We start from the raw sequence: 24842 nt of genomic DNA, 5'->3' as shown, positions 1-24842 counted from the left end.
CGTGGGCAGTCGCCACACGCGGCTGTCTATAGAGGTATAGCCAGAGCGAAACACCGTTTCTTCTCAAGCCAGACACACCACCGGCACCGGATGTGCCCGTGGTCCAGCCACGCTTGAGGAGTTCCTGTCCATGCCGTCCACGGCATCTGCCTGTCATCGCCGCGCCACCGTCCTGGCTCTGGCCATCTCTACTGCATTGCTGCCGCTGGCCTGGGTCCCGGTCGTGCAGGCGCAACCGGCGGTCGTCGCGCCGTTGCGCCAGTACACCATTCCGGAACAACCCCTGGCCGACGCCGTGCGTGCCTTTGGCCGCCAGGCCGATGTGCAGGTGGTGTTCCGCAGTGACCTGGTGGAGGGCCGACGCTCCAGTGCGGTGCAGGGCGAGTACAGCCAGATGCAGGCCCTGCAGCAACTGCTGCGCGGGAGCGGCGTACGTGCGCAGCGCGGCATGGACGGCACCTGGAGCCTGCGTGCCGCAGCGGAGGCGGGTGAGGGGGAAGGGGTACGGGTGACCGAAACACTGGACGTGGCCGGTCGCCTGCAGTCGGAAGGGGGCGAGGCCCGCGATCGGCGCGGCTACGATGATGTGTTCGCGCTGGACCTGACCACGGCGTATTCGGGGCGAGACCGGGTGGAGCGCTATCGCGGTTCCAATCCGGCCGACGTGGTCAAGGATCTGGTCGGTGTGTTCAGTGGAGACGCCCGCAACAGCGGTGCGCTGGACGTCAACATCCGTGGCATCCAGGGGCCGGGGCGGGTGCCGGTCAGCATCGACGGTGGCGAACAGGCGCTTACGGTCTGGCGCGGCTACAACGGCGTCAGCAACCGCAACTACATCGATCCCAACCTGATCGGTGGCATCCAGGTCATCAAGGGGCCAGGGCTGGTGCGCGATGTGCACAGCGGGATCGGTGGCGCGCTGGTGATCAAGACCATCGACGTTGACGACATTGTTGCTGCCGGCGAACGCTTCGGCGGGGAGCTGAAGATCGAAGGCAGCAGCAATGCGGTGGCGCCACGCCTGCCTCGCCTGCACACCGGCGAGGACTACCGAACCGTAACGGGCTTCCCGCAGGGCTCGCCGAACTCGCCCTACGACGACCGCACCTTGGTGGTGCCGGTGAAGTCGCGCAGTGGCAACAACCCCTTCGATGGCGAGGACCAGGCCTGGCGCCTGGCGCTGGGCGTGCGTGGCGACAACGTCGACCTGATGGCCGCCTACGCCTGGCGCAAGCGCGGCAACTACTTCTCCGGGAGCAACGGCAGCGCCTACTACGACCAGGACCGGCGCGAGCAGTACGAGTACCAGGGCATCGACTACATCACCACGCTGGCGCGCTATTTCAAGCCCGGCGATGAGGTGCCCAACACCTCCAGCGAACAGGAGTCGTGGCTGGTCAAGGGAACTTGGCAGATCAATGACGAGCAGCAGCTGAAGGCCACCTGGCGGCGCACGCTGTCGCACTATGGCGAGATCATGCCGTCGCGGATACTGTCCGCGCCGGACTACGGACGAATCCAGTGGCCGCTAAGTCGGGTTGCGTCCGATGCCTGGAACCTGGAGTACCGCTTCCAGCCGGCCGGCAGCCGCTGGCTGGACCTCTACGCCAACCTGTGGCGCACTGAGACGGACAGCGATACCTACACCGCAGGCGGCTTCCCGAACTTCGCTCCCGGCAATCCGGACTGGAATGCCGGGGCCAGCCCGATCCTGCGCAACACCGCGCTGGCGAATGCGAGCAACGACCGAACCGGCCTGACCCTGAGCAACCGCTTCGCCCTGCATTCCACGCTGGACCTGACCGTGGGCGGCAACTGGCAGTACGAGAAGCTGGGTTCGCGTGACCCGTATTTCGGCCCGTCCGATGGCTGGCGCATGTACCCGCGCGCTGGCCGTCGCCAGGAAGGCGAGGGCTACCTCAATCTGGAATGGCGTCCGGTCGACTTCCTTGCTTTCAACGCCGGCGTGCGCTACAGCCGCTACTGGGCCTTCGATGATTTCCTGCAGGCGCATCCGGAGCTGCTGACCAAGGGCGTGGGCAGCAAGGAGGCGACCTACCGGACGAATGAGCTGCCCGAGCGGCCGGCCAGCCTGCAAGCGCAGATCGATGCACTGGAGGCCGAACGCGAGTTCTGGGAGAGCATCGGCATGGGTTCGGTGGTTGACGATGCACTGCATGGTCTGCTGGCGTACTACGAGACGCCGCAGGCGGTGGAACATCGGCTTCCGTGGTTGCCCGATGGCAACGGCAACTATGCCCGTGCGACCAACCCCTGTCTCAACGGCCAGGTGGCGGTCATACCCGGCGTGCTGCCGATCTACCCCGGCAGCGACCTGGTCTGCAATATCGGCAACACCATGCAGTCGCGGCCGGTGGACGGGCGCAATGACCGCCGCCGCGATCACGCGTGGTTGCCTACTTTCTCGGCCACCGTGAACCTGTCCAAGGCCGCGCGCGTCTACCTGCGCTACAGCGAAGCAGTGCGCTTCCCCAGCATGTTCGAAAGCACCATCGCTTTCTCCAGCAGCCTCAACCCGCTGTACACGCTCAAGCCCGAGCATGCCTACAACTACGAGCTGGGCTACGTGCACGACCTGTCGGGCCTGTTCGGCAACATGGCCGATGCCGACGTCAAGCTGGCCTATTACGTGCACAAGACCCGCAACGTGATCGAGCGCGACGCCTACTTCCTGTTCGACAATATCGACAAGCAGACCATCCGCGGCATCGAGCTGCAGGCACGCTTCGACAACCGGCGCTTCTTCACCGACCTGGGTATTTCGCGCACGCTGGAAAACGAGGTGTGCGACGAAAGCACGGCAGTGCTGCTGGATGCCAACCGTGGCCTGGTGCCGAACTGCGTGCAGGACGGTTTCGTCAGTGGCTACCTGCTGACCCAGGCGATTCCGAAGTTGTCGGTGAACCTGTCGCTCGGTACGCGCCTGTTCGATGAACGGTTGGAACTGGGCAGCCGCATCGTGCACTACCAGCGCCACGAAAACCCCGATCTACAGGCCTATCGCGACCGGTTGCTGGCCGGTGGCAGCAGCCTGCTGTGGCAGAACGTGCCGTTCACCTGGGGCAACATCACCACCGTCGATGCATACGCGCGCTGGCGTTTCAACGAGCACGCCAGTGTCGAGCTGGTGGGCAGCAACCTCGGCAATCGCTACTACGTCGACCCGGCCACGCGCTCCACGCTGCCGGCGCCGGGCCGCACCCTCAAGCTCGGCTTCACCGCGCGCTTCTGACCTCCCGCTTTCAAGCGTTGTACCCGTAGTTCCCACAACCCAAGGAGCAATACCATGAAGATGATCTCCCGTTCGGTTCTCGCCGTTGCTGCCACCTTTGCCCTGGCCGGCGCCGCGCATGCCGCTGACATCGTCGGTGCGGCCAGCCCGGTGACCGACGCCGAGCTGTACGTCGCCGTCGGCGAATCGCAGGTCAACGGTGGCCCGCACAAGGCAGGCAAGGCCGGTATCGGCGTCGGCACCGTCTCCAACGCCAAGCCGGTCGATTTCCAGGGCCTGAGCCTGTACTCGGGCACCACCACCGTCAATGGCACCGCTGTGCGCACGCTGGCCATGCCGATCACCGGCGCACCGGGCAGCCATGCCGGCATGGGCCACTTCAACTTCGTCAAGGTTGGCAGCGGCGATGTGTGGTTCGGCGAGTGGTCCAAGGATGGCGCCGCTGGTGGCTTCAACAACCGCCAGGTCTACTTCGTCGGTGACCGTGCCGGCACCACGCTTCCGGCCGGTGTGGCCACCTACAGCGTTGCGGGCCTGAACAAGTTCAACGGCAGCAACCTGCTGTCGGGCACCTTCCGTGCGGACTTCGGCAGCGGCAAGCTGCTCGGCGGCCTGACCGGTGGCGGCCTGGCGATCAACGTCAACGCCAACATCAACAGCGCCAATGCGTCGTTCGCCGGTTCGGCCACTGCCAACGGCAGCGTTGCTGGCACCACCCAGGGCCAGTTCTTCGGCGCCAACGCGGCCGCCCTGGCCGGTATCGTCACCTTCAGTGGCAACAGCCAGTACGACACCGCCTTCGGCGGCAGCAAGAACTGATTGCCACGCCCCTGACGGGGCAGGGCAGGGGCAAGCCGCGATCCGCCAGTCCCTGCTTCGGCCCGCTGCATGCACCACCACGGATCGACCATGCGCCACTCCATCTTCCTTGTCGTTCTGCTGCTGGCGGCCGCCGATGTGCGCGCCCAGCAGGACGATCTTCGCCGCGTGCTCGAACAGGGCACCGACCTGCGTCACCAGCAGCAGGACCAGCAGCGCCTGCAGCAGGCCGAGTCGGAGCGGCCGACCATCACCATCGACGGCCAGATGCTGCGCGTGGAGCGCACCGTCGATGATCTTGGCCAGGCTCTCTACCTGTCACTGCAGCATCAGCAATGGCAGGCCGCCGCTGCGTTCCTCGATGAGTACATCGAACTGCCCGGCCATGACCCACTGCTGCGCCACTATGCGCAAGGGGCGCTGGCGCGGGTGGCGGGCGACCATCGCCGCGCGGCGAAGGAGTACGAAGCACTGCTGGTGGCGCAGCCGTACTTCCTGCCGGCGCGCCTTGAACTGGCGCGTGTCTACGCAGAAGACCAGCGCGATCGCGATGCGGCCGCGTTGTTCACGGCCATCGCTGCGGGCATCAATGCCGATGATCCGGCCACGGCCGGCGTCCGCGCTCGCGTGGACGGCTACCTGAGTGCCCTGCAGGCGCGCCAGCGCTGGAAAGGCGCGCTGTCCGCCGGCCCGGCATGGAGTGACAACATCAACCGCAGCTCGGCCAGCCGCACCTGCCTGTTCGGCGTGGGCGACGCCTGCATCATCGAACGGAAACTGCCCGACGCCCAGCGCGCGGCGGGCCTGGACTACGACGCCAGCCTGGAACGGCGCTGGGTGCTCGGCGGGCATCATGGGCTGTACGTGCGCGGTCTCGCCTTCGGACAGACATGGCGCGGGCAAAGTGCGTACAACGAGCTCAATGCCAACGTGCAGGCGGGTTACAGCTGGCGTAGTGCACGGCAGACCGTGCTGCTTGCCCCCAGCTATGACTACCAGGGCCTGGGCAACCATGCGCTGCAGGGCGGCAGTGGCGTGCACGGGGAATGGCAGTACGCCCTGGATGCACGCAGCCTGCTCAAGCTGGAGGCCGACTGGAAGCGCCAGCGGTATCGACAGCAGGGCCTGGCCAGCAACTACGACGGCGAACTGGCATCGTTGTATGCCACCTGGTTCCGCGCGCTCAACCCGCGCTGGACGGTTTTCGCCGGGCTGGATGTCGCCGACAGCAGCGCAGCCGACCCGGCCAACGGCTACCGCCAGCGCGGCCTGCGGCTGGGCGCGGCACGGCAGTGGATCGGCACCACGGCCACCGTATTCGTGTCGCTGCGCCATCGCGACTACGACACCTGGAGTCCATTGCTGGAGGCGCGCAGGCAGGACGACGAACAGAACCTGATCGCCATCGTCCGCAGCGAGCGCCTCGCCGTGGCCGGGCTGGTGCCCAGCCTGAGCCTGCGTTATGCCCGCATCGACAGCAACGTTGGCTGGCTGTACAGCCATGATCGCAGTCTGCTCAGCCTGAAGTGGGAGCGGGCCTTCTGAACGCGCTGCTGCAATGCCGCGGTGAACGCGCCGTGGCCGCGACCTTCATCCATCATCACGCGCCCTTGTAGCCCGGTTCGCGCATCCTGCGGGCGTTGCGGCAGAGGTGGGCCGCGTGCATCGAGGAGCGCCGGTCGTGCTGGAAGCGGGCAACAAACCAGAAAGCCTGAAAGGGCTGCGTGTACTGGTGGCGGAGGATGAATTCGCCATCGCGATGTTCCTGGTCGACTATCTGGAGCTGAAAGGCGCACAGGTGGTGGGGCCGGCGGGAAACCTGCAGGCGCTGGGGCAGCTTGTCGATACCCATTCCATCGATGTGGCGTTGCTGGACATCAACCTCGGTGGCGAGCAGGTCTATCCGCTGGCCGACCGCCTGGCCGAGGCCGGTACCCCGTTCCTGCTGACCTCCGGCTACGACGACAACCTGCCCAGCCGCTTCGCCACCGCTCCGCGCTGTACCAAGCCTTATCACATCGAAGTCCTGGTGCAGCAGCTGGCCGGGCTGGTGGCGACGCCGCAGGTCCCTGCGGGCATCGCCTGATTGCGCGGCATGTCGCGCCGTCCTGAAGGCATCCATGCCGCCGAGCTGCGTGGCGGAATGCCACCCAAGCCACGCCTGCACGCGCGCCACGATGGCATGGCCGCGCGTATCGCCCGCCATGACTGGTCACGCAGCCCATTGGGCGCGATCGAGCAATGGCCGCCGCACCTGCGCGCCACCGTCGATCTGATGCTGGCCCACGGCTTCCCGATGATCGTGTTGTGGGGCGAGCAGCTGGTACAGCTCTACAACGATGGTTACGCCGAGATCCTGGCCGACAAGCATCCTGGCGGGCTTGGGCAGCCGACCCGTGAATGCTGGCCAGAGGTCTGGCACATCAACGGTCCGCTCTACACCCGTGTATGGCAGGGCGAGACGCTCACCTTCGAAGACAAACTGTACCCGCTGGTCCGCCATGGGCGCCTGGAAGACGTCTGGTTCACAATCACCTACAGCCCCATCCGTGGCGAAGAGGGGCGGATCAACGGGGTGCTGGTGACCATGTTCGAGACCACCGCGGCACACATGGCGCTGGCCGCGCGTGAGCGTGAGGAGCTGCGGCGGCGCGAGAGCGAACGGCGCCTGGAACTGGCCTTCAGGATGCTGCCGGTGGGCCTGTGCATCGTCGATCTGCAGGGCCGCATGCTGCTCTCCAATGATCAGATGCGCGCCTACCTGCCCACCGGCAAGGTGCCTTCCAGGGACGCGGACAACCAGCATCGCTGGCACGGCTGCCATTCCGATGGCACCCCCATTGCGCCGGACGACTTCGCCATTGCACGGGCGATGCGCGGCGAGACCGTGGTGCCGGGGCTGGAATTCCAGTACCTGCACGATGATGGCCGCGCACGCTGGACGCGGGTCGCGGCCGCGCCGTTGCGTGACGCCGACGGTGAGGTCAGCGGCGTGTTCGCCATTGCCGTGGACATCGATGATCTCAAGCGTGCGACCGAGCGCCAAACGGTGCTGTTGGCCGAACTGCAGCACCGGGTGCGCAACATCATGTCGACCATCCATGCCATCGCCTGGCGTACCCGCGAGTCGGTCGGCAGCGTGGATGAGTATGCCGAGCGCTTGTGCGGGCGGCTGATGTCACTGGCGCGGACGCAGAGCCTGCTGACCCGTGGCGCCAATGCAGGGGTCTGCCTGCGCGGCATGCTGGATGAGGAGATCGCGGCGCAGTCCCCGCCTGCCGCGGTCTACAGCCTGCACGGCGAGGATGTGCTGCTGCCGCCGAAGGCCGCCGAAGTGCTGTCGCTGGCCATCCATGAATTGGCCACCAATGCGCTGCGGCATGGTGCGCTGACCCATGAGGATGGGCATATCGACGTGTCCTGGCACCTGCAGGTGCAGGAAGGGCAGCCGTGGCTGGGCCTGCACTGGTGCGAACGGCATGCCGAGGTGGAGGACTGGGAGCTGCCCCGGCAGCGGGGTCTTGGCCGGTCCCTGATCGAGCAGCGCGTGACCTATGAACTGGCCGGTAGTGGCGAGCTGCGCTTTGGTGCACAGGGCCTGGACGCCTGGATCCGCTTCCCGCTGCGCGAGCGCGACAGCCTGTTGCAGACCGACGCTCCCCAGGCTGGAACCGGCAGGTGAATGCCATTAATCCCCAATTTGGCCAAATTGGGTATAGTGGCCATAGTCCATTTCTGCCTGGAGCCGTGCCATGACCTTGCCGCTGGATCTGCCTGGCCTTGAGAAGGCCCCGGCCTCGTCGGTGAAGACCCGGGGCTGGCCGAGCCTGATGCGCACCGTGCGCGAGAAGCAGGCGCTGGTCATCACCAACCACAATCATCCCGAAGCGGTGATCGTGGATATCCGCACTTACCAGGAGCTGCTGGCCAAAGCCGCCGGCGGGGACGCGGGTGAGCGCAGCGAGGAACTGCTGCGCCTGCGAAGCGAGTTCGACCAGACCCTGGCAGGCCTGCAGCGCGGCGAAGGGCTGGGCAAGGTGCTGGGCCAGCCGATCCGTCGCGGCCGCAAGGTCACCCTCGGCCGTCCGCTCTGACCGATGGGGCGGATCCTGGTGCTGGCCGGCGTCAACGGCGCCGGCAAGAGTTCGTTGTTGGGAACCTGGCTGGAAGCGGAGGGCCTGGGTTGGTTCAATCCCGATTCTTTCACCCGGCGCCTGGTCGAGGCCGGCTGGCCGCTGCCCGAGGCCAATGCCGAGGCCTGGCAGGAAGGTGCCCGCCGGTTGCGCCAGGCCATGGCCGACGGCACGGACTTCGCCTTCGAGACCACGCTGGGTGGCAACACCATTCCACACCTGCTACGTGAGGCCTGCGAACACCATCACGTTGCGATCTGGTTCTGTGGCCTGGCCACGGTCGAGCTGCATATCGCCCGCGTTGCGGCGCGGGTGGCGGCTGGTGGTCACGACATTCCAGTGGAGAGGATCCACGCCCGTTTCGATTCGGCACGCGAGAACCTGCTGGAACTGCTGCCACACCTGGCCGAGCTGCATGTCTACGACAACAGCGCACCGGCTGATGCCGAGGGCTGCGTCGAGCCGCTGCCGGTGCTGGCGATGGAGCGCGGCCAGCTGCAATACCCGGTCTCGGTGGCCGAACTGCTGCATACGCCTGACTGGGCCAAGCCGATCGTGATGCGTGCGATGGAGTTGAACGGATAGGGCCAGTACTTCCTGGCAGAGGGTCACAACAGGGCTGGTACGATTTCGCTACGCTGTTCGCTCATTCAAGGAGGATGTCATGCAGGGATCCGCAACGTTCCGCTCGACCCCGATCCGCCTGACGCTTGCAGCGCTGGCGCTGGCGCTGTCCTGTATGCCGGCGATGGCCGCGTCGCCCGCCGCCAAGCGACCATCGCCGCCCAGCCTGGTGCAGGCCTTCCACGCCGCCGAAGCCAACTTGCGGCTGATTCCCGGCGACGACATTGAATCCGATTTCCGTCCGGTGTGGAGCGCTGTTGCCGACCTCGATGGCGATGGCCGTGCCGAGGTCGTGTATTTCTACACGTCCGACTACACTGGCGGCAGCTTCGCGCAACGCAATGTGGTGGCGGTGATGACGGTGCTGACGGCAAACGATCCGCGCGGCCAGGAGAACCCGAACAGCCTGTCGCCGGTGGAAGCAGAGGACTATGCCGCCATCCGCAGGTATGGCTATGGTGACGACGCGGCTGAACAGATTCCAGGCGCCATCCGCGCGATCCGCATCCAGGGTGATCGCATCATTGTCGATTTCACCGTCAGTGCCGGGGCGACGGTCTGCGAATGGAGGAGCCCGAATCGCCACGTCTGTCCGCCGGATGGAAACTACACATGGACGCTGCGTTGGACGCCGGGGAAGCTGACCCGCATCAAGAAGTAGCGCCAGGTAGCGCCGGGTGTACGCGCCCGGCGCCACTGGCCCCGTAGATCCACGCCAAGCGAGGATCGCGTTCTGCGCCCAGCCTCAGGCCGGTTTCACCTGCTCAGGCTCTGCAGCCTCCGGCAACGGCGGCAAGGTTGGGTCCACTGTGACCGGCACATCGCTCTTCAACAATGCCGCGGCTTCCCTGTCGCTGCCGACGGCCGGCGGTGAGCCGCGCAGCGGCAGGCCGGCGGTTTCCTTCACGAACAGCATCGTGATCAGGCCGATCACCGCCGCGCCCATCAGGTAATAGGCCGGCACCAGCGGGTCGCCGGTACGTTCCACCAGCCACGCGGTCACCAGCGGCGTGGTGCCACCGAACAGCGATACCGAGACGTTGAAGGCGATCGACAGCGCGCTGTAGCGCACCGGTGTGTAGAACAGCGCTGGCAGGGTGGACGGCATCGAGCTGGTGAAGCACACCAAGGCCAGGCCCAGCAGCATCAGGCCGAGGAAGATCATCCAGTCGTTGCCGCTGCCGACCAGCAGCAGGCACGGAATGGCCAGCACCAGCAGCGCGATGCAGGCGCCGATGATCATCGGCCGGCGGCCGAGTTTGTCACTGAACAATCCACCGACGATGTTCAGCGGCATCATCACCAGCATCACGATGATGATCAGCAGCAGGCCCTTGCTCTCTGCGTAGCCCATGGTCACGCTGAGGTAGCTGGGCATGTAGGTCAGCAGCATGTAGTCGGTGACGTTGAACACCAGTACCAGGCCCATGCACACCAGCAGCTGGCGGCCGTGCACCTGGAACAGTGCACCCAGCCCCGGACGCTCGTGCTCGCGCTTCTCGGCTTCCTCGGCAAAGGCGCGGAACGCCGGGGTTTCTTCCAGTTTCATGCGCATGTACAGGCCGAGCAGGCCCAGCGGGCCAGCCACCAGGAACGGAATGCGCCAGCCCCAGTCCAGCATCTGTGCGTTGCTCAACAGCATGTGCAGTGCGGTGACCGTACCGGCGCCGGCGATGTAGCCGCCCAGCGTACCGAACTCCAGCCAGCTGCCCATCAATCCCCGGTTGCGGTCGGTGGAATACTCGGCGATGAAGGTGGCCGCGCCGCCATATTCGCCACCGGTGGAAAAGCCCTGCACCACGCGCGCCAGCAGCAACAGCACCGGCGCCCAGATGCCGATGCGCTCATAGGAGGGAATCAGGCCGATCGAGAACGTGCCCAGCGCCATCAGGATCATGGTGAACGCCAGCACTTTCTGGCGCCCGTAGCGGTCGCCGAGCGGGCCGAACACCAGGCCGCCCAGCGGGCGCACCAGGAACGCCGCGGTGAAGGTGGCGAACGCGGCGATTACCTGTGCGGTGGGGTTGCTGGACGGGAAGAACACCTGGCCGATGGTGACGGCCAGATAGCCGTAGACACCGAAGTCGAACCATTCCATCGCGTTGCCGAGTGCGGCGGCACCGACGGCACGCTTGAGCATGGGCTTGTCGACGACGGTGATCTCATCGACCTTGAGGTGGCGGCGGCGTTTGAACCAGCCAAAATGGGCATGGGAATCAGGCGTGTCCTGCATGGGGGCTCCCTTGTAGGTATGGAATAGGGGATGGGCGATGTGATGTGTCCCGGAAATCGGAAACGGCGATGCAGGCGCAAGTGGCGCAGGGGCATCGGAGCGCGGCGTGGGGGCCGGGGAATGTGTGCAGGCACAACGCCACGCGCACGGCAAAGCACCGCCGCAGGGGCGGAAACGCAGCAACGGGATCACACCGGCAGCGCAGTCAGCGGCCGGGTGTCACAGCAGCGTGGGGGATGCAGGCAGGGGGCCTGCGGGCGTCAGCCGCCGGGATCCAGCGCGAGGCGATGGAAATTCAGGGCGGGAGCAATCGTGGCAAGCGAAACGCCGGTCGGCAGTGCTTTCCACGTAACAGGTTCGCCCGTCACGTAGTGGGTCGTGTCGATCATCCGTTCATGATAGCGGCATCGGCGTGAGCGTGCAGCGAAGCGGGCTGATCTGCACGCTGTGTTCCACGTCGCCTGTTCAGATGGCTCAGGCCGACTTTGCCATCAATCCAAGCACGGTGCAGACCAGCGCCACCGCACCCGGCAACGCCAGCCGCCGCGTAATCAGTGCGGCACCAACCACCGTCAACACCGAGAACATGATGGCGAGTGAGAACAGCGGTTGGCCCTGCAGGAACTGATGGATGCACCCTGCGCAGCCGAGGATGGCCAGGCTGGTGGCGAAGTAGACGTGGAACAGTGAGCCAGCGTGCACAGAGGTTCCTCGCGATGATGGAGGCCATAGCGGCAGGCCGCTGGACAAATTTAGGGGGGATTGCAGATTGCGATGACCGGATCACATCCTGTAGGCGCGCCGGTGACATCGATGTGCATAGGGTGGAGCACACAGCAACTTTTTCTGACTGATGGAGGGTGCAATGGCGCGTACGATTCCCGAAGGAACGTTGATCGTGGTGGCCGATGGTGGTTCGGCAAGGGTGTTCACCAACGTGGGTAGCGCGCACCAGCTTGCGTTGAAGCAGGAAGGCGAGCTGCGCCTGCAGGACATCAGCGAGCAGGGCGTGTCCGGGCAGGGCCCGGCCGGTGCTGTGCCCAAGGACATGTCGATCTCGCAGCTCAATGAAGCGACGTTTGCCAAGCAGGTGGCCGAACAGCTCAACGAAGATGCGTTGAAGAACCGGTATGCGCACCTGGTGTTGATCGCCGACCCGACCACGCTGGGCCGCATCCGCCCGCTGCTGCACAAGGAAGTCCAGGCGCGATTGCTGGGCGACATCGCCAAGGATCTGACCAACGCGCCGCTGGAAGACATCCAGAAGGTACTGGCGGCGTAGCGCTCATGCCGTTCATGCGTGATCACCTGCTGACCGAGCCCACCTCTGCGGAGGTGGAGGCGCAGGCGGGCTGGCAGCTGCTGGAATTCGGGACGGCCTGGTGCGGTCATTGCCAGGCTGCACAGCCGGCGTTGCGAGCCTTCGTCGAGGCGAACGATCTTCCGCACCGGAAGATCGAAGATGGCAAGGGCAAGCCATTGGGCCGCGCGTTCAAGGTGAAGCTGTGGCCGACGGTGATGCTGTTGCGCGATGGCCTGGAAGTGGCGCGGGTGGTGCGCCCGGTCGACAGCACAGATCTGGCAACGTTGCAGGGCGTGCTGCCGGACTGACGCCTATGTAGCGTTGAGACGGCCGATGGACGCCCGCACTGCAACATGCAGCGCAGCAAACCCGGTGCTAGCATCCGGCAACCATCTGAATCGATCCAAACGCCGATGCCCACGCTGGACCGTCGTCTCCTGATCGCCGTCGCCGCCACGGCGATGCTCGCCTCCGGCCTGGCGTCGGCCGCTCCTGCCAGAACGGCCGCCGACAAGGCCTACGCTTCGGTTGACCCCTTCATTGGTACCGGCGGCGAAGGCCACACCTATCCCGGTGCGACGGTACCGTTCGGCATGGTCCAGCTCAGCCCGGATACGCGCATCCAGCCGCGTGAGAAGGCCTACGGCTGGGCGGCCGGCTATCGCTACGACGACAGCAGCATCGTCGGCTTCTCGCACACCCATTTTTCCGGCACCGGCCATTCGGATCTGGGCGACATCCTACTGATGCCGTTCACCGGCAATCCGGGCCTGGAGCGTGGCGATCCCGAGAAGCCGCGCAGCGGCTACGCCTCGCGCTTCCGTCACGACGACGAGAAGGCCGAGCCGGGCTACTACGCGGTCACCCTGGACGATTACAAGGTACGCGCCGAGCTGACCACCAGTGCGCGCGTGGGCGTGCACCGCTATGCCTTCCCCAAGGGCGCCGAAGCCAAGGTGCTGCTGGACATGCGCACCAGCATGTACGACTACCCGGGCAAGGTACTGTGGTCGCGGGTGCGGGTGCGTGCCGATGGCACGGTGACCGGCTTCCGCGAAACGCGTGGATGGGCGCCCGGCCGCCAGGTGTTCTTCGCGATGCGCTTCTCGCGGCCGCTGGCTGGCCACGAACTGCACAATACCGAGAAGGACATCGCCTACAAGGGCTTCCCGCCGCCGGGCGAGAAGGATCCCGCGCAGCGCGCCCAGATCGAAGGCAAGCAGCTGGTCGGCACCTTCGCCTTCGGCAAGCTGGACGCGCCGCTGGTGGTGAAGGTGGCCATTTCTCCGGTCAGTGAGGCCGGCGCCATCGCCAACCTCGACGCGGAAGTGGCCGATTTCGATTTCGATGGCGTGCGTGCGCAGGCCAAGCAGGAGTGGACGCAGGCGCTGTCGGTGCTGGATATCGAAGCCCCCGAGCATGCCCGCCGCAGCGCCTACACCGCGCTGTACCACACCCTGCTGGGGCCGACACTGTTCATGGATGCAGATGGCCAGTACCGCGGCTCGGACAATGCCGTGCACCAGGCCAAGGGCTATACCAACTACTCCACCTTCTCGTTGTGGGATACCTATCGCGCGCTGCATCCGTTGCTGACCCTGGTGCAGCCTGAGAAGCGCAACAGCGATTTCGTCAATTCCATGCTGGCACACCATGAGCACAGCCCCTACGGCATGCTGCCGGTGTGGTCGTTCCATGGCCTGGAAGACTGGTGCATGATCGGCTACCACGCCGTGCCGGTGATCGCCGACGCCTACGTGAAGGGCATTCGTGGCTTCGACGCCGACAAGGCGTTGAAGGCGATGGTCGAGACCGCCAACTACGGCCCGTACGATGGCATCGCGCAGTACCGCGAACTGGGCTACGTGCCGATCGACGAGGAAGGCGAGGCCGCCAGCAAGACGCTGGAGTACGCCTTCGATGATTGGACCATCGCACGCATGGCGCAGGCCATGGGCAAGGCTGATGTTGCCGCTACCTTCGACAAGCGCGCCGGCAACTGGCGCAATGCTTTCGACAAGGACACCGGCTTCATGCGCGCGCGCAAGCGTGATGGCAGCTTCCGCACCCCGTTCGATCCCAGCGCCAGCGGCTACGGCACTGACTACACTGAAGGCAACGCCTGGCAATACTCCTGGTACGTGCCGCAGGACGTGGCCGGACTGGCCGCAGCGCACGGTGGCAGTGACAAGCTGCTCGCGCGCCTTGACGAGGTGTTCAACGCCAAGGTCGATCCGTCCATCTTCGAGCACATGGAAGACATCACCGGCCTGATCGGCTGGTATGCGCATGGCAACGAGCCCAGCCACCACGTGGCCTACCTGTATTCGTACGCCGGCCAGCCGTGGCGCACCCAGGCCCGCCTGAAGCAGATCATGGACACCCAGTACGCCGACCGTCCCGATGGCCTGGCAGGCAACGATGATGTCGGCCAGATGTCGGCGTGGTACGTGTTTACCGCGCTGGGTTTCTATCCGGTAGCGCCGGGCAGTGGCGAGTACATCCTGGGCCGTCCGTTCCTGCCGAAAACCGCGATGCGCCTGCCCAACGGCAAGACATTCACCATCGTGGCTGATGGTCTGGACGACAAGCACACCTACGTCGGCAGCGTGAGCCTCAACGGCAAGCCGTTGCAGCGCACCTTCCTGCGCCATGACGAGATCCTGGCCGGCGGCGAGCTGCGTTTCAGCATGCAGGCCGAGCCGAACAAGGCGTGGCCGGGGCAGGGCGCGCAGGCGCCGTATTCGATGAGCAGATGACGATTGGTAGGTGCCGACCTTGGTCGGCACGCGGAAGGTCAACGGCGCCCACCAAGGTGGGCGACTACCGGATGGCGTGACTGGTAGGTGCCAACCTTGGTTGGTACGCAGGACGTTAGCGGGAACGAAACCGCAGCCCGACCCGCGCGCCACCGATCGGGGCGGTATCGATCACCAGCGCCGCATCATGCCGCTGCGCGATCTCGGCCACGATCGCCAGCCCCAGCCCGCAGCCGTCGCCTTCTGTGCTGGCTCGGTAGAAGCGTTCCGTGACGCGCGCGCGCTCGGCTTCGGCGATGCCGGCGCCGTTATCGTCCACCCACACCCGCACGCCACCGGCATCGTGCTGCAGACCCAGGGTGATCACGCCGCGCACGCCGCCATAGCGCAGCGCGTTGTTCAGAAGGTTGCCCAGTGCCTCGCGCAGCAGCTGCGGATCGCCCTGTACCTGCAGGCCATCGTCGGGCCCGTCATAGCCAAGATCGACGCCTGCAGTCAATGCACGGTCGGCATAGCGCTCCACCACGCCGCGCGCCAACGCGGCCAGGTCCACAGGCTGCAGCGGCAGTGCGCTGCCATGCGGATCTTCGGAGCGGCTGAGCATCAGCAGCTGGTTGACCAGATGCTGCAAGCGGGCCAGCCCGGCCAGCGTGCCGGACAATGCCAGCTGCTGGGCCTGCGGATCATGCTGGCGCAATGAACTCTCCAGCTCCACCTGCATCGCTGCCAACGGTGTGCGCAGCTGATGTGCAGCGTTGCTGACAAAGCGGCGCTGCGCGGCCTGCATCGCGTCCAGCCGCTGCAGCAGCGCGTTGTACGCCTCCACCGCCGGCCACAGTTCGCGCGGCGCTTCCTGCGCAGGATCCAGCGGTGCCAAAGGATCCGGCCGCGGGCTGGCCAGCTTCCGCGCGACCAGGTTGGCATGGCGTGCAGCAGCGCCTGTACCGGACCAGGCCAGCCACGCCGCCAGTGCCAGGATCGCAGCCTGGAACGGAACGCTGGTCAGCAACAGCTTGCGCTCCAGCCGATGGCGCTTGCGCAGTGTCTCGGCCACGCGCAGCCGGATGTCATGGCCCGGGCCGGCGCTGACCACCACTTCAACCATGCGCACGGCCTGCCCGCGTAGCCGCGCGTCGTAGTACACCGCGTCGTCATTCCCAGCGGCGGCCATGGGGCGAGGTAGTGCCTCGGGCAGGTCGCCATACAGGCGCCCGCCATCCGCATCGACCACCTCGCCATGCACTTCGTCGGCGGTGTCCCAGGTGAACATGCGTGATACCGCCGGGGTGATTTCGATGGATGCGCGGCCGTCCTGTACCGTCACCAGTTCGGACAACGACATCGCTGAATCCAGCAGCCAGCGGTCGTAGACCTGGCCGGCATAGAAGCGCGCCAAGGCGAATGAACCCACCGCACTGCACAGCAGCAGCACCAGCAGAGGCAGCCACAGGCGCCGCAGCAGCAGGCCACGCAGGCTGTGCACGCGCTCAGTCACCCATGGCCTCCAACCGGTAGCCGAGGCCGCGCAGCATGCGGATGCCGACGCCGGCGCGGGCCTGTTCCAGCTTGCGGCGCAGGCGGCTGACGTGCACCTCGATCACCGACAGGTTGGCCTCGTGGTCCCAGCTGTACAGCGCGTCGAACAGGCGCTGCTTGGTCACGGTACGCCCGGGGTGCTGCATCAATGCCTCGACCAGCGACAGCTCGCGCGCGGTCAGTTCGATACGCTGGCCGTCCACCTGCACTTCGTTGCGGATGCTGTCGAAGCACAGGCGCCCCAATCGCTTCTGTGCTGGTGCGTCACTGCGGCGGCGCGACAACGCACGCAGGCGCGCTTCCAGCTCTCCCAGCGCGAATGGTTTTGCCAGATAGTCGTCACCGCCACGGTCAAGGCCGAGGATGCGGTCCTCCACGCCATCGCGCGCAGTGAGAATCAGCACCGGCAGGGTGGCGCCATCGTTGCGAAGGCGCGACAGCAGGTCGAGGCCATCCACGTCCGGCAATGAAAGGTCCAGCACCATCACGTCATAGGGTGCACTGGCCAGCGCCGCAGGTGCGTGCAGCCCGCGCGAAAGGTGGTCGCACAGATGGCCGGCACCCTGCAGGGCGCGGATCAGTCCATCGGCCAGGGCAGCATCGTCTTCGATCAGCAGGATTCGCATTGCAAGCTTCGTGCAAGGTTCGGGCAAGTTTGGCGCAAGTGCATCACCTTACCGTGACGTGCATGAATTTCTCCCCTCGTCTTGCGGCCGTGCTGGCCGCTCTATTGTGCGCGCCTGCGGCTTCGGCGCTGTCCCTTGTAGAAGCGCAGCGTGCAATGGAAGCGCACAACCCGGACCTGCGCGCGGCGGCACTGGAACTGCGCGGGGTACAGGGCGATGCGCAGACGGCGGCGTTGCGGCCGGCCACCGAGTTGTCGATCGGCACCAGCAAGATCAGCCCCAAGCATGGCATCGGCCCGGGGCGCTGGCAGGACAGGCGCGTGGACAGCACCGTGGGCCTGGGCTGGACCTGGGAACGCGGTGGCAAGCGTGCATTGCGCATCCGACAGGCCGACGCGCTGCTGGAAGTGGCCGGGCTGGAGATGCTCGATACCCGGCGCCGCCAGCAGGTGGCGCTGCATGAAGCCTATTTCGGCCTGAAAGGCGCACAGGAGCGGGCGCAGATTGCCGACGCCAACCGGCAGAGCTCGGCCGAGCAGATGGCGGCGGCGGACAAGCAGGTTGCGACAGGGGCGATGGCGCCGGTGGATCGCGCGCGGCTGGCGGTGGACGACCTCGCTGTGGCGGACGCGGCGCGCGAGGCAGCATTGGATCTGCGTGACGCGCGGCATGCGCTGGGCCTGCTGCTTGGACGTGACGACAGCCATGACATCAGCGCCGATGATCCGTGGCCGGCTGCCAGCAGCGTGGCCAGCGTGCGTGTGTCCGACCCGCAGCAGCGCGCGGATCTGCGCGCCGCACGCTCGCGCCTGGCGGCTGCTGATGCCGGCGTGGGACTGGCTCGCAGCGAGCGCCACCGCGACATCCAGCTGGGCGTGGAGGCGGAGCGTGAGCCGACCGACATCAGCGGCGTCACCTGGGGCGTGTCATTGACCATTCCACTCGGCGGCCCGTCGCGTGCACGCGGCGCGATCCAGCGTGCCGAGGCTGACCGTGACAATGCCGCGCTTGAGCTGCAGGTGCTGCAGCGCGAAGCACGCGCCGAACTGGACCAGCTGCAGGCCAGCGCGCAGTCCGCTGCACAACGCCGCAGCGACTACGAAGGGCTGCAGTCAGACGCCGCACGCAAGGCCGTGCAGGGCATCGAGCTGGCCTACCGGCGTGGTGCTGCCAGCCTGACCGATCTGCTGGATGCGCGCCGCAGCTGGCGCGAGTTCGAGGCCGCGCTGATTGAAGCGCGTGCCGACCATGCCATTGCCCTGGCGCGCTGGGAAGCGGCCACATCCATTGCTGAAGGAGAGTCCCGATGAAGTCCACCGTCACTTATCGCCCGCAGGCGCGACACGCCGTGCTGCCCGTCTTGCTGGCGCTGGCCCTGCTGGGCGGCTGCGGTCGAGAGCCCGCATCCTATCTTGAGGATGCGCCTCAGGTCAGCGCCGGCCAGATTCAGTTTCCCGCCGACAGCCGCCAGCTGGACGTGCTGCGCAGCGAGGCGGTGAGTTCCCGCGCCAGCGCCAGCCTGCAGTTGCCGGGCCGGGTGGTATGGGATGAGACGCGCTCCAGCGCACTGCACGCGCCGCTGCCGGGGCAGGTGGTGCGCATCGAGGCACAGCCGGGGCAGAAGGTGAAGGCTGGCCAGGTCATCGCCTGGATCACCTCGCCCGAGTTCGGCCAGGCCCAGGCTGAAGGTGCCCGTGGTCGCGCCGAGCTGCAGCAGGCACGCAAGGAACTGGACCGTACCCGCGAACTGCACGCGGCGGGAGTGGCGTCGGGTCGTGAACTGGACGAGGCCGAAGCCAATTTCGCTGGCAGCCAGGCCGATCATGCGCGCGCGGCCGCTTTCGCCAAGGCTTATGGCAACGGCCAGCGCGTCGATCAGCGCCTGCCGCTGCGCGCGCCGATCGATGGCGTGCTGGTGGAGCGGCGAATGAGCCCGGGCATGTCGGTCAGCCCCGACAACGACCAGCCGTTGGCAGTGATCGGCGATCCGGACCGCCTGTGGCTGTTGCTGGATGTTCCCGAGAGCCTCGCCGGACGCTTGAAAGCGGGCATGCAGGTGAGCGTGCCAGGCGCCGATGGGCAACCGCTGCAGGCGACCCTCCAGCACGTGGATGACTTCGTCGACAGCGAACGCCGCGTGGTGCAGGCGCGCGCCGAGCTGGACAATCGCGCACGCGGCTTCAAGGCCGGACAATATGTGCGCGCCCAGGTGGCGTTGCCGGCCGAGGGCGGTGTCTCGTTGCCCGATGCGGCGGTGCTGCTGATCGACGGCAAGCAGGTGGTGTTCGTGGAAGAGGGCAAGGGCCGCTTCGTGCGTCGCGCCGTGCACGCGGAGGAGCTGGGTGACGGCCGGCTTTGGGTACGTGAGGGCCTCGCCGCCGGCAGCCGGGTGGTCGTCGAAGGCGGCCTGCTGCTGCAGCAGCTGGTCGACAGCGCGCCGGCAGCCGTCAGCACTGGTAGCGGGCACGCCGCCCCATGATCGATCGCCTGATTGCCTACTGCCTGCGCCAGCCGCTGATGGTGATGCTGGCACTGCTGCTGTTCATCGGCGCTGGCATTGCCGCGTTCCGCGTGCTGCCGGTGGAAGCCTTCCCGGATGTGTCCGACACCCAGGTGACAGTGGTGTCGCTGCACCCGGGCCGTGCCGCCGAAGAGGTCGAACGCGAGGTGACGATGCCACTGGAAGTGGCGTTGTCCGGCATCCCGCATTCGGTGCGGGTGTTCTCGCATACGCAGTTCGGCCTGTCGATGATCATCCTGACCTTCGACGACAAGGCCGATGACTATTTCGCGCGCCAGCAGGTGCTGGAGCGCCTGCAGGGCGTGGAGCTGCCGGAAGGGGTGACCCCGGAGCTGGAAGCGATGAGTTCGGCGGTGGGCGAGATCTACCGTTACGTGCTCAAGGGCCCGCACATGACACCGACCCAGCTGCGCACCGTGCAGGAATGGACAATGGAGCGCAGCCTGCGCACCGTGCCGGGCGTGGCCGATGTGATCAGCTTCGGTGGCTTCGCGCGCACCTTCCAGGTCAAGCCGGACCTGGACAAGCTGCGCGATCGTGGCGTCAGTCTGGGTGAGTTCGCCGAGGCGCTGGAAAAGGCTAGCTCGAACGCGGGCGGCGGCTACGTGGAGCGCGGCCAGCAGCAGTTCCTGATCCGCGGTGTGGGTCTGATGCGTTCGCCGGCCGACATCGGTAATGTGGTTGTGGCGCAGCGCGGGGGCACGCCGATCCTGGTGCGCGACCTCGCCGGCATCGCCGATACCGGCCTGCCGCGTCAGGGTCTGGTCGGCCAGGACGACAATGACGATGCGGTGTTCGGCATGGTCCTGATGCGCAAGGGCGAGAACCCGTCCGACGTGCTCGACGCGCTGCATGCGCGCATCGCCGAGATCGAGGCGAACCAGCTGCCGGCCGGGGTCAGCATCGAGCCGTTCTACGACCGATCGTGGCTGGTCTCGACCACGCTGAAGACCGTCTTCCGCAACCTGCTGGAAGGCGCGGTGCTGGTGTTCCTGGTGCTGTGGCTGTTCCTGTACAACGCCCGCGCCGCGCTGATCGTCGCGGCGATGATGCCGCTGGCTCTGCTGTCGACCTTCCTCGGCCTGCACCTGTGGGGCGTGCCGGCCAACCTGCTGTCCTTGGGTGCGATGGACTTCGGCATCATCATCGATGGCGCGGTGATCGTCACCGAGCACATCGTCTCGCGATTGTCGAAGCTGCCACCTACGGCTGATCGGAAGACGCGGTTCTCGACCATTCTGTCGGCCGCATCGGAAGTGGGTCGGCCGACGTTCTTCTCGATGCTGATCATCATCGCCGCGCACATCCCGATCTTCACCCTGCAGCGCCAGGAAGGCCGCATGTTCGCGCCGATGGCGTACTCGGTGACCTCTGCGCTGATCGGTGCGTTGATCCTGGCGCTGACCGTGGTGCCGCTGTTCTGCTACTGGTGGCTGCGACGGGACCGCATGCGCGATGGCAACCCGCTGATGGACCGCCTGACCGGCTGGTACCGGCCGATCCTGGAGCACGCACTGGCCCGGCCACGTGCGGTGGTGCTGACCGCAGTGGCGTTGCTGGTGGGTACGTTGGCACTGGGCACTCGCCTGGGCTCGGAGTTCCTGCCCGAGCTGGACGAAGGATCGATCTGGCTGACCGCCACACTCGACCCCAGCACCAGCCTGGCCGAAGCGCAGCAACAGTCGCGGCGCATCCGTGAGCTGGTCGGCACCTTCCCGCAGGTGTCGACGGTGGTGGCCAAGCTGGGGCGCCCGGAAGACGGCTCCGATGCCAAGGGTGCCAACCAGATCGAGGCGCTGGTGGCGTTGAAGCCGGAGAAGGAATGGCCGAAGGGCGTGGACAAGCGGCAGCTGGTCAGCGACCTGCAGCGCACCCTGGAGCAACGCATTCCGGGGCCGGAGTTCTCGATCTCGCAGCCGGTGCGCGACAACATCCTGGAGAGCATCTCGCAGATCAAGGGCCAGGTGGCCATCAAGGTCAGCGGCTCGGATCTGGACGTGCTCAACCAGCACGCCCAGGCCATCCTGGGCCAGGTGCGCGGAGTGGAGGGCGTGGAGAGCGCCTTCATTGACCGCGATGGTTCGTTGCCGCAGCTGCAGATCGAGATCGACCGCGACCGTGCAGCACGCTATGGCCTGAACGTGCGCGACATCGACGAGGTGATCGAGACCGCGCTGGGCGGGCGCCAGGTCGGCGAGCTGTGGGAGGGCGATCGCAAGTTCCCGATCTCGCTGCGCCTGGACGATGCCGACCGCGACCTGCAAAGGCTGCGCACGGTGCCAGTGGGTATCGGCGATGGCCACACGGTGACGCTGTCCGACGTGGCCGACTTCCGCATGGCCAGCGGCGCGATCAACATCTCGCGCGAGAACGCGCAGCGGGTGAAGGCGGTCAGCATCTTCATCGCAGGGCGTGACATGGGCAGCGTGGTGGCCGACATGCGCAAGCGCGTGGATGCCAGCGTGCAGCTGCCGGAAGGCTACCGGTTGGAATGGTCCGGCGAGTTCGAGAACCAGCAGCGTGCGATGAAGCGGCTGGGCTGGGTGATTCCGCTGTCGGTGCTGCTCATCTTCGTACTGCTGTTCGATGCCTTCAAGGACATCAGCAGCGCGGCGCTGATCCTGGCCAACGTACCGCTGGCGATGATCGGCGGCATCCTGGCCCTGTGGTTGACCGGCATTCCTCTATCGGTGTCGGCGGCGATCGGATTCATTGCGTTGTTCGGACAAGCGGTGCTGAACGGGGTGGTGATGCTCAGTCGATTCGCCCAGCTGCGCGAGCAGGGCATGGACCTGCTGCAGTCGGTGGTGCAGGGCTCGCTGCAGCGCCTGCGCACGGTGCTGATGACCGCGCTGCTGGCGATGTTCGGCCTGCTGCCGATGGCGACCTCGCATGCGATCGGTGCCGAGACCCAGAAGCCGCTGGCGGTGGTGGTGATCGGTGGCCTGCTGTCGGCGATGCTGCTGACCCTGCTGGTGCTACCGACGCTGTACTACTGGGTGCACCGGCGCCGCGCCATGGCCCGGTAGATGCCAACCTTGGTTGGCATGCGGTGAAGCGCCCACCAAGGTGGGCGACTACCGATGTGGCGTGATCTGGTAGATGCCAACCTTGGTTGGCATGCAGTGATGCGTCCACCAAGGTGGGCGACTACCGATGTGGCGTGATCTGGTAGATGCCAACCTTGGTTGGCTCGCGGTGAAGCGCCCACCAAGGTGGGCGACTACCGGGGTTGGCGCGTGGTCATACCATCCCACCATTGGCCCGCAGCACCTGGCCGTTGATCCACCCGCCATCGGCACCGGCCAGGAAGGCCACCGCTCCGGCGATGTCCTCCGGCGTGCCCAGTCGCTCCAGGGGATTCATCTTCGCCAACCGCTCGATCAGCTCCGGTGCCTTGCCATCCAGGAACAGGTCGGTGGCGGTCGGGCCGGGCGCCACCGCGTTCACGGTGATGTTGCGCCCGCGCAGCTCCTTGCTGAGGATCGCGCCCATCGTCTCCACCGCGGCCTTGCTGGCCGCGTACACGCTGTAGTTCTCCAGCTTGATGCCGACGACGCTGGTGGACAGGCTGATCAGGCGGCCGCCGTCACGCACCCGTCGCGCGCTCTCGCGCAGCACGTTGAAGGCGCCCTTCAGGTTGATGCCGATGACCCGTTCGAACAGTGCGTCGTCACTGTCGGCCAGCGTCGCCAGCTGCAGTACGCCAGCACTGTTCACCACCACGTCGATGCCGCCGAAGCGGGCTTCGATGGCGTCGAACAGTTGGCGCACCGCCTGCGGGTCGGCCACATCGGCCTGCAGCGCGATGGCCTGCGCACCAGTGGCCATGAGTTCGGCTGCCAGTGCCTCGGCATCATTGCGGCGGCCGGCGTAGTTGATCGCCACGGCATGGCCGTCGGCGGCCAGGCGGCGCGAAATGGCAGCGCCGATGCCACGGGAACCACCGGTGACCAGGGCGACGCGGCGGGCGGAAGATGTGGGCATGGTCGGTTCCAGCAGGGCGCGCCGGACTGGCGCAGTGCCATCTTCGCCATCTCATCGATCCGGATAATCATGCATAATCCGTCAACATAATCCGGGTAGCCGAACAATGGACCGTTTCACGGCCATGCGCGCCTTCGTCCGTATCGTCGAGCGCCGCAGCTTCACCCGTGCCTCCGGGGACCTCGGCTTGCCGCGGGCCACGGTGACCGATGCGATCAAGGCGCTGGAGAATCGGCTGGGCGTGCGCCTGCTGCACCGGACCACGCGGCTGGTGGTGCCGACGCTGGAAGGCGAGGCCTTCTATGGCCGTTGCCTGCGCCTGATCGCCGACATGGACGACGCTGAAGCCGCGTTCCGTGACGTGCCACCACGCGGCCCGCTGCGGATTGAAGTGCATGGCACGCTGGGCCGGCACCTGCTGTTTCCGCACCTTCCAGACTTTCTGCAGCGCTACCCTGAGATCGAACTGGAGGTCAGCGAGGGCGATCGCTATGTCGATCTTCTGCGCGAAGGCGTGGATGCGGCGATGCGGGTGGGGACGCTGGCCGACAGCGATCTGGCGGCGCGCCGGTTGACGATGCTGCGCGAGGTCACGGCGGCCTCGCCAAGCTACGTGCAGGCCAGAGGCGTGCCGGGCAGCATCGATGCCCTGCAGGACGGCCACCAGATGGTCGGTTACCGCTCAAGTGCCACCGGCCAGCTGATACCACTGGAGTTCCAGCAGGCTGGCCAGATCCGCTATGTCCCGCTGCCCGCGCGGGTGACGGTTTCCGGCGCCGATGCCTTCCTCGGTGCCGCGCTGGCAGGGCTGGGCATCATCCAGGCGCCGCGCTACCGGATGGCCCCCTACATTGCGCGCGGGCAGCTGGTCGAGCTGTTGCCGGACGCACCGCCGACGCCGAGCCCGTTGAATCTGGTCTACCCGCGCAACCGCACGCCGTCGCCGCGGCTGCGGGTGTTCATCGATTGGGTAGCCGGGATGTTCGACCCGGCCGGGGTTGCCGGCCAGCGGCCGGCACTACCAACCGCTGGCCATGCTGGGTAGTGC

21 protein-coding genes are annotated in these 24842 nt (G+C 66.5%); 15 read left to right on the top strand and 6 right to left on the bottom strand.

What is annotated here, in order from left to right:
- The first annotated feature begins 130 nt into the window (after positions 1-130).
- From AC07M7_RS08775 to AC07M7_RS08740, 8 genes are all read left to right on the top strand, one after another.
- Positions 131-3253, top strand: coding sequence for a TonB-dependent receptor (locus AC07M7_RS08775; RefSeq protein WP_495207174.1), 3123 nt, complete (start codon positions 131-133; stop codon positions 3251-3253).
- Between the two features lie 54 nt (positions 3254-3307).
- Entirely contained in the window at positions 3308-4072 is a 765-nt protein-coding gene (locus AC07M7_RS08770; RefSeq protein WP_495207173.1) for a Slam-dependent surface lipoprotein, read from the top strand.
- Between the two features lie 90 nt (positions 4073-4162).
- On the top strand, positions 4163-5617 hold the full coding sequence (locus tag AC07M7_RS08765; RefSeq protein ID WP_495207172.1) for a surface lipoprotein assembly modifier: 1455 nt from the start codon (positions 4163-4165) through the stop codon (positions 5615-5617).
- A gap of 136 nt (positions 5618-5753) precedes the next feature.
- Complete coding sequence (locus tag AC07M7_RS08760) at positions 5754-6158, top strand: response regulator (protein ID WP_430766170.1); 405 nt, start codon at positions 5754-5756, stop codon at positions 6156-6158.
- A 9-nt stretch (positions 6159-6167) separates the two neighbouring features.
- Complete coding sequence (locus AC07M7_RS08755; protein WP_495207171.1) at positions 6168-7754, top strand: sensor histidine kinase; 1587 nt, start codon at positions 6168-6170, stop codon at positions 7752-7754.
- 70 nt (positions 7755-7824) lie between these two features.
- On the top strand, positions 7825-8166 hold the full coding sequence (locus tag AC07M7_RS08750; protein WP_012511227.1) for a type II toxin-antitoxin system prevent-host-death family antitoxin: 342 nt from the start codon (positions 7825-7827) through the stop codon (positions 8164-8166).
- Between the two features lie 3 nt (positions 8167-8169).
- Positions 8170-8790, top strand: coding sequence for an ATPase (locus AC07M7_RS08745; RefSeq protein ID WP_495207170.1), 621 nt, complete (start codon positions 8170-8172; stop codon positions 8788-8790).
- 79 nt (positions 8791-8869) lie between these two features.
- Positions 8870-9490, top strand: coding sequence for a hypothetical protein (locus AC07M7_RS08740; protein ID WP_495207169.1), 621 nt, complete (start codon positions 8870-8872; stop codon positions 9488-9490).
- Positions 9491-9574: 84 nt separating this feature from the next.
- Here AC07M7_RS08740 and proP read toward each other — a convergent pair whose 3' ends face one another.
- The 3 genes from proP to AC07M7_RS08725 form a co-directional block, all read right to left on the bottom strand.
- Entirely contained in the window at positions 9575-11062 is a 1488-nt protein-coding gene (gene proP, locus AC07M7_RS08735) for a glycine betaine/L-proline transporter ProP (RefSeq protein ID WP_495207168.1), read from the bottom strand.
- Positions 11063-11322: 260 nt separating this feature from the next.
- The gene (locus AC07M7_RS08730) at positions 11323-11451 is read right to left on the bottom strand and encodes a hypothetical protein (protein WP_282567735.1); all 129 of its coding nucleotides are present in this window, start codon (positions 11449-11451) and stop codon (positions 11323-11325) included.
- 85 nt (positions 11452-11536) lie between these two features.
- On the bottom strand, positions 11537-11764 hold the full coding sequence (locus AC07M7_RS08725) for a hypothetical protein (RefSeq protein WP_495207167.1): 228 nt from the start codon (positions 11762-11764) through the stop codon (positions 11537-11539).
- 163 nt (positions 11765-11927) lie between these two features.
- On the opposite strand from AC07M7_RS08725, the gene AC07M7_RS08720 reads away from it, so the two are divergent.
- The 3 genes from AC07M7_RS08720 (at position 11928) to AC07M7_RS08710 (ending at position 15124) form a co-directional block, all read left to right on the top strand.
- Positions 11928-12344 (top strand): baeRF12 domain-containing protein, encoded by a 417-nt coding sequence (locus AC07M7_RS08720; RefSeq protein ID WP_136637933.1) that lies wholly within the window; start codon positions 11928-11930, stop codon positions 12342-12344.
- A gap of 5 nt (positions 12345-12349) precedes the next feature.
- The gene (locus AC07M7_RS08715; RefSeq protein ID WP_295381417.1) at positions 12350-12673 is read left to right on the top strand and encodes a thioredoxin family protein; all 324 of its coding nucleotides are present in this window, start codon (positions 12350-12352) and stop codon (positions 12671-12673) included.
- A gap of 105 nt (positions 12674-12778) precedes the next feature.
- Positions 12779-15124 (top strand): GH92 family glycosyl hydrolase, encoded by a 2346-nt coding sequence (locus AC07M7_RS08710; RefSeq protein ID WP_495207166.1) that lies wholly within the window; start codon positions 12779-12781, stop codon positions 15122-15124.
- Between the two features lie 115 nt (positions 15125-15239).
- On the opposite strand, the gene AC07M7_RS08705 is transcribed toward AC07M7_RS08710, so the two are convergent.
- Both AC07M7_RS08705 and AC07M7_RS08700 read right to left on the bottom strand, forming a co-directional pair.
- On the bottom strand, positions 15240-16619 hold the full coding sequence (locus AC07M7_RS08705) for a sensor histidine kinase (protein ID WP_495207165.1): 1380 nt from the start codon (positions 16617-16619) through the stop codon (positions 15240-15242).
- Positions 16612-17286: a response regulator gene (locus AC07M7_RS08700; protein ID WP_049462665.1), complete on the bottom strand. Its 675-nt coding sequence runs from the start codon at positions 17284-17286 to the stop codon at positions 16612-16614. The genes AC07M7_RS08705 and AC07M7_RS08700 overlap by 8 nt, the downstream gene beginning before the upstream one ends.
- A 62-nt stretch (positions 17287-17348) precedes the next feature.
- On the opposite strand from AC07M7_RS08700, the gene AC07M7_RS08695 reads away from it, so the two are divergent.
- The 3 genes from AC07M7_RS08695 to AC07M7_RS08685 are packed head-to-tail and all read left to right on the top strand — an operon-like array spanning position 17349 to position 22836.
- Positions 17349-18596 (top strand): TolC family protein, encoded by a 1248-nt coding sequence (locus AC07M7_RS08695; protein ID WP_495207164.1) that lies wholly within the window; start codon positions 17349-17351, stop codon positions 18594-18596.
- On the top strand, positions 18593-19765 hold the full coding sequence (locus AC07M7_RS08690) for an efflux RND transporter periplasmic adaptor subunit (protein WP_495207163.1): 1173 nt from the start codon (positions 18593-18595) through the stop codon (positions 19763-19765). Before AC07M7_RS08695 ends, AC07M7_RS08690 begins: the two co-directional genes overlap by 4 nt.
- Positions 19762-22836: an efflux RND transporter permease subunit gene (locus AC07M7_RS08685; RefSeq protein WP_495207162.1), complete on the top strand. Its 3075-nt coding sequence runs from the start codon at positions 19762-19764 to the stop codon at positions 22834-22836. Before AC07M7_RS08690 ends, AC07M7_RS08685 begins: the two co-directional genes overlap by 4 nt.
- A gap of 214 nt (positions 22837-23050) precedes the next feature.
- Here AC07M7_RS08685 and AC07M7_RS08680 read toward each other — a convergent pair whose 3' ends face one another.
- Positions 23051-23794 carry an SDR family oxidoreductase gene (locus AC07M7_RS08680; protein ID WP_495207161.1) on the bottom strand — a complete coding sequence of 248 codons (744 nt, stop codon included), beginning with the start codon at positions 23792-23794 and terminating at the stop codon, positions 23051-23053.
- A 106-nt stretch (positions 23795-23900) separates the two neighbouring features.
- Here AC07M7_RS08680 and AC07M7_RS08675 point away from each other — a divergent pair, with 106 nt between their 5' ends.
- Positions 23901-24839 (top strand): LysR family transcriptional regulator, encoded by a 939-nt coding sequence (locus tag AC07M7_RS08675; RefSeq protein WP_136637940.1) that lies wholly within the window; start codon positions 23901-23903, stop codon positions 24837-24839.
- Positions 24840-24842 lie beyond the last annotated feature (3 nt).

It is taken from the genome of Stenotrophomonas sp. GW821-FHT09E08, from assembly GCF_059416125.1.
This window is presented reverse-complemented; position numbering and strand designations above follow the sequence as displayed.

Bases quoted from the DNA above. Each gene is read 5' to 3' on its own strand.
- AC07M7_RS08775 (WP_495207174.1), top strand. From the start codon at position 131: ATGCCGTCCACGGCATCTGCCTGTCATCGCCGCGCCACCGTCCTGGCT.
- AC07M7_RS08770 (WP_495207173.1), top strand. From the start codon at position 3,308: ATGAAGATGATCTCCCGTTCGGTTCTCGCCGTTGCTGCCACCTTTGCC.
- AC07M7_RS08765 (WP_495207172.1), top strand. From the start codon at position 4,163: ATGCGCCACTCCATCTTCCTTGTCGTTCTGCTGCTGGCGGCCGCCGAT.
- AC07M7_RS08755 (WP_495207171.1), top strand. From the start codon at position 6,168: ATGTCGCGCCGTCCTGAAGGCATCCATGCCGCCGAGCTGCGTGGCGGA.
- AC07M7_RS08750 (WP_012511227.1), top strand. From the start codon at position 7,825: ATGACCTTGCCGCTGGATCTGCCTGGCCTTGAGAAGGCCCCGGCCTCG.
- AC07M7_RS08745 (WP_495207170.1), top strand. From the start codon at position 8,170: ATGGGGCGGATCCTGGTGCTGGCCGGCGTCAACGGCGCCGGCAAGAGT.
- AC07M7_RS08740 (WP_495207169.1), top strand. From the start codon at position 8,870: ATGCAGGGATCCGCAACGTTCCGCTCGACCCCGATCCGCCTGACGCTT.
- proP (WP_495207168.1), bottom strand. From the start codon at position 11,062: ATGCAGGACACGCCTGATTCCCATGCCCATTTTGGCTGGTTCAAACGC.
- AC07M7_RS08730 (WP_282567735.1), bottom strand. From the start codon at position 11,451: ATGATCGACACGACCCACTACGTGACGGGCGAACCTGTTACGTGGAAA.
- AC07M7_RS08720 (WP_136637933.1), top strand. From the start codon at position 11,928: ATGGCGCGTACGATTCCCGAAGGAACGTTGATCGTGGTGGCCGATGGT.
- AC07M7_RS08715 (WP_295381417.1), top strand. From the start codon at position 12,350: ATGCCGTTCATGCGTGATCACCTGCTGACCGAGCCCACCTCTGCGGAG.
- AC07M7_RS08710 (WP_495207166.1), top strand. From the start codon at position 12,779: ATGCCCACGCTGGACCGTCGTCTCCTGATCGCCGTCGCCGCCACGGCG.
- AC07M7_RS08700 (WP_049462665.1), bottom strand. From the start codon at position 17,286: ATGCGAATCCTGCTGATCGAAGACGATGCTGCCCTGGCCGATGGACTG.
- AC07M7_RS08695 (WP_495207164.1), top strand. From the start codon at position 17,349: ATGAATTTCTCCCCTCGTCTTGCGGCCGTGCTGGCCGCTCTATTGTGC.
- AC07M7_RS08690 (WP_495207163.1), top strand. From the start codon at position 18,593: ATGAAGTCCACCGTCACTTATCGCCCGCAGGCGCGACACGCCGTGCTG.
- AC07M7_RS08685 (WP_495207162.1), top strand. From the start codon at position 19,762: ATGATCGATCGCCTGATTGCCTACTGCCTGCGCCAGCCGCTGATGGTG.
- AC07M7_RS08680 (WP_495207161.1), bottom strand. From the start codon at position 23,794: ATGCCCACATCTTCCGCCCGCCGCGTCGCCCTGGTCACCGGTGGTTCC.
- AC07M7_RS08675 (WP_136637940.1), top strand. From the start codon at position 23,901: ATGGACCGTTTCACGGCCATGCGCGCCTTCGTCCGTATCGTCGAGCGC.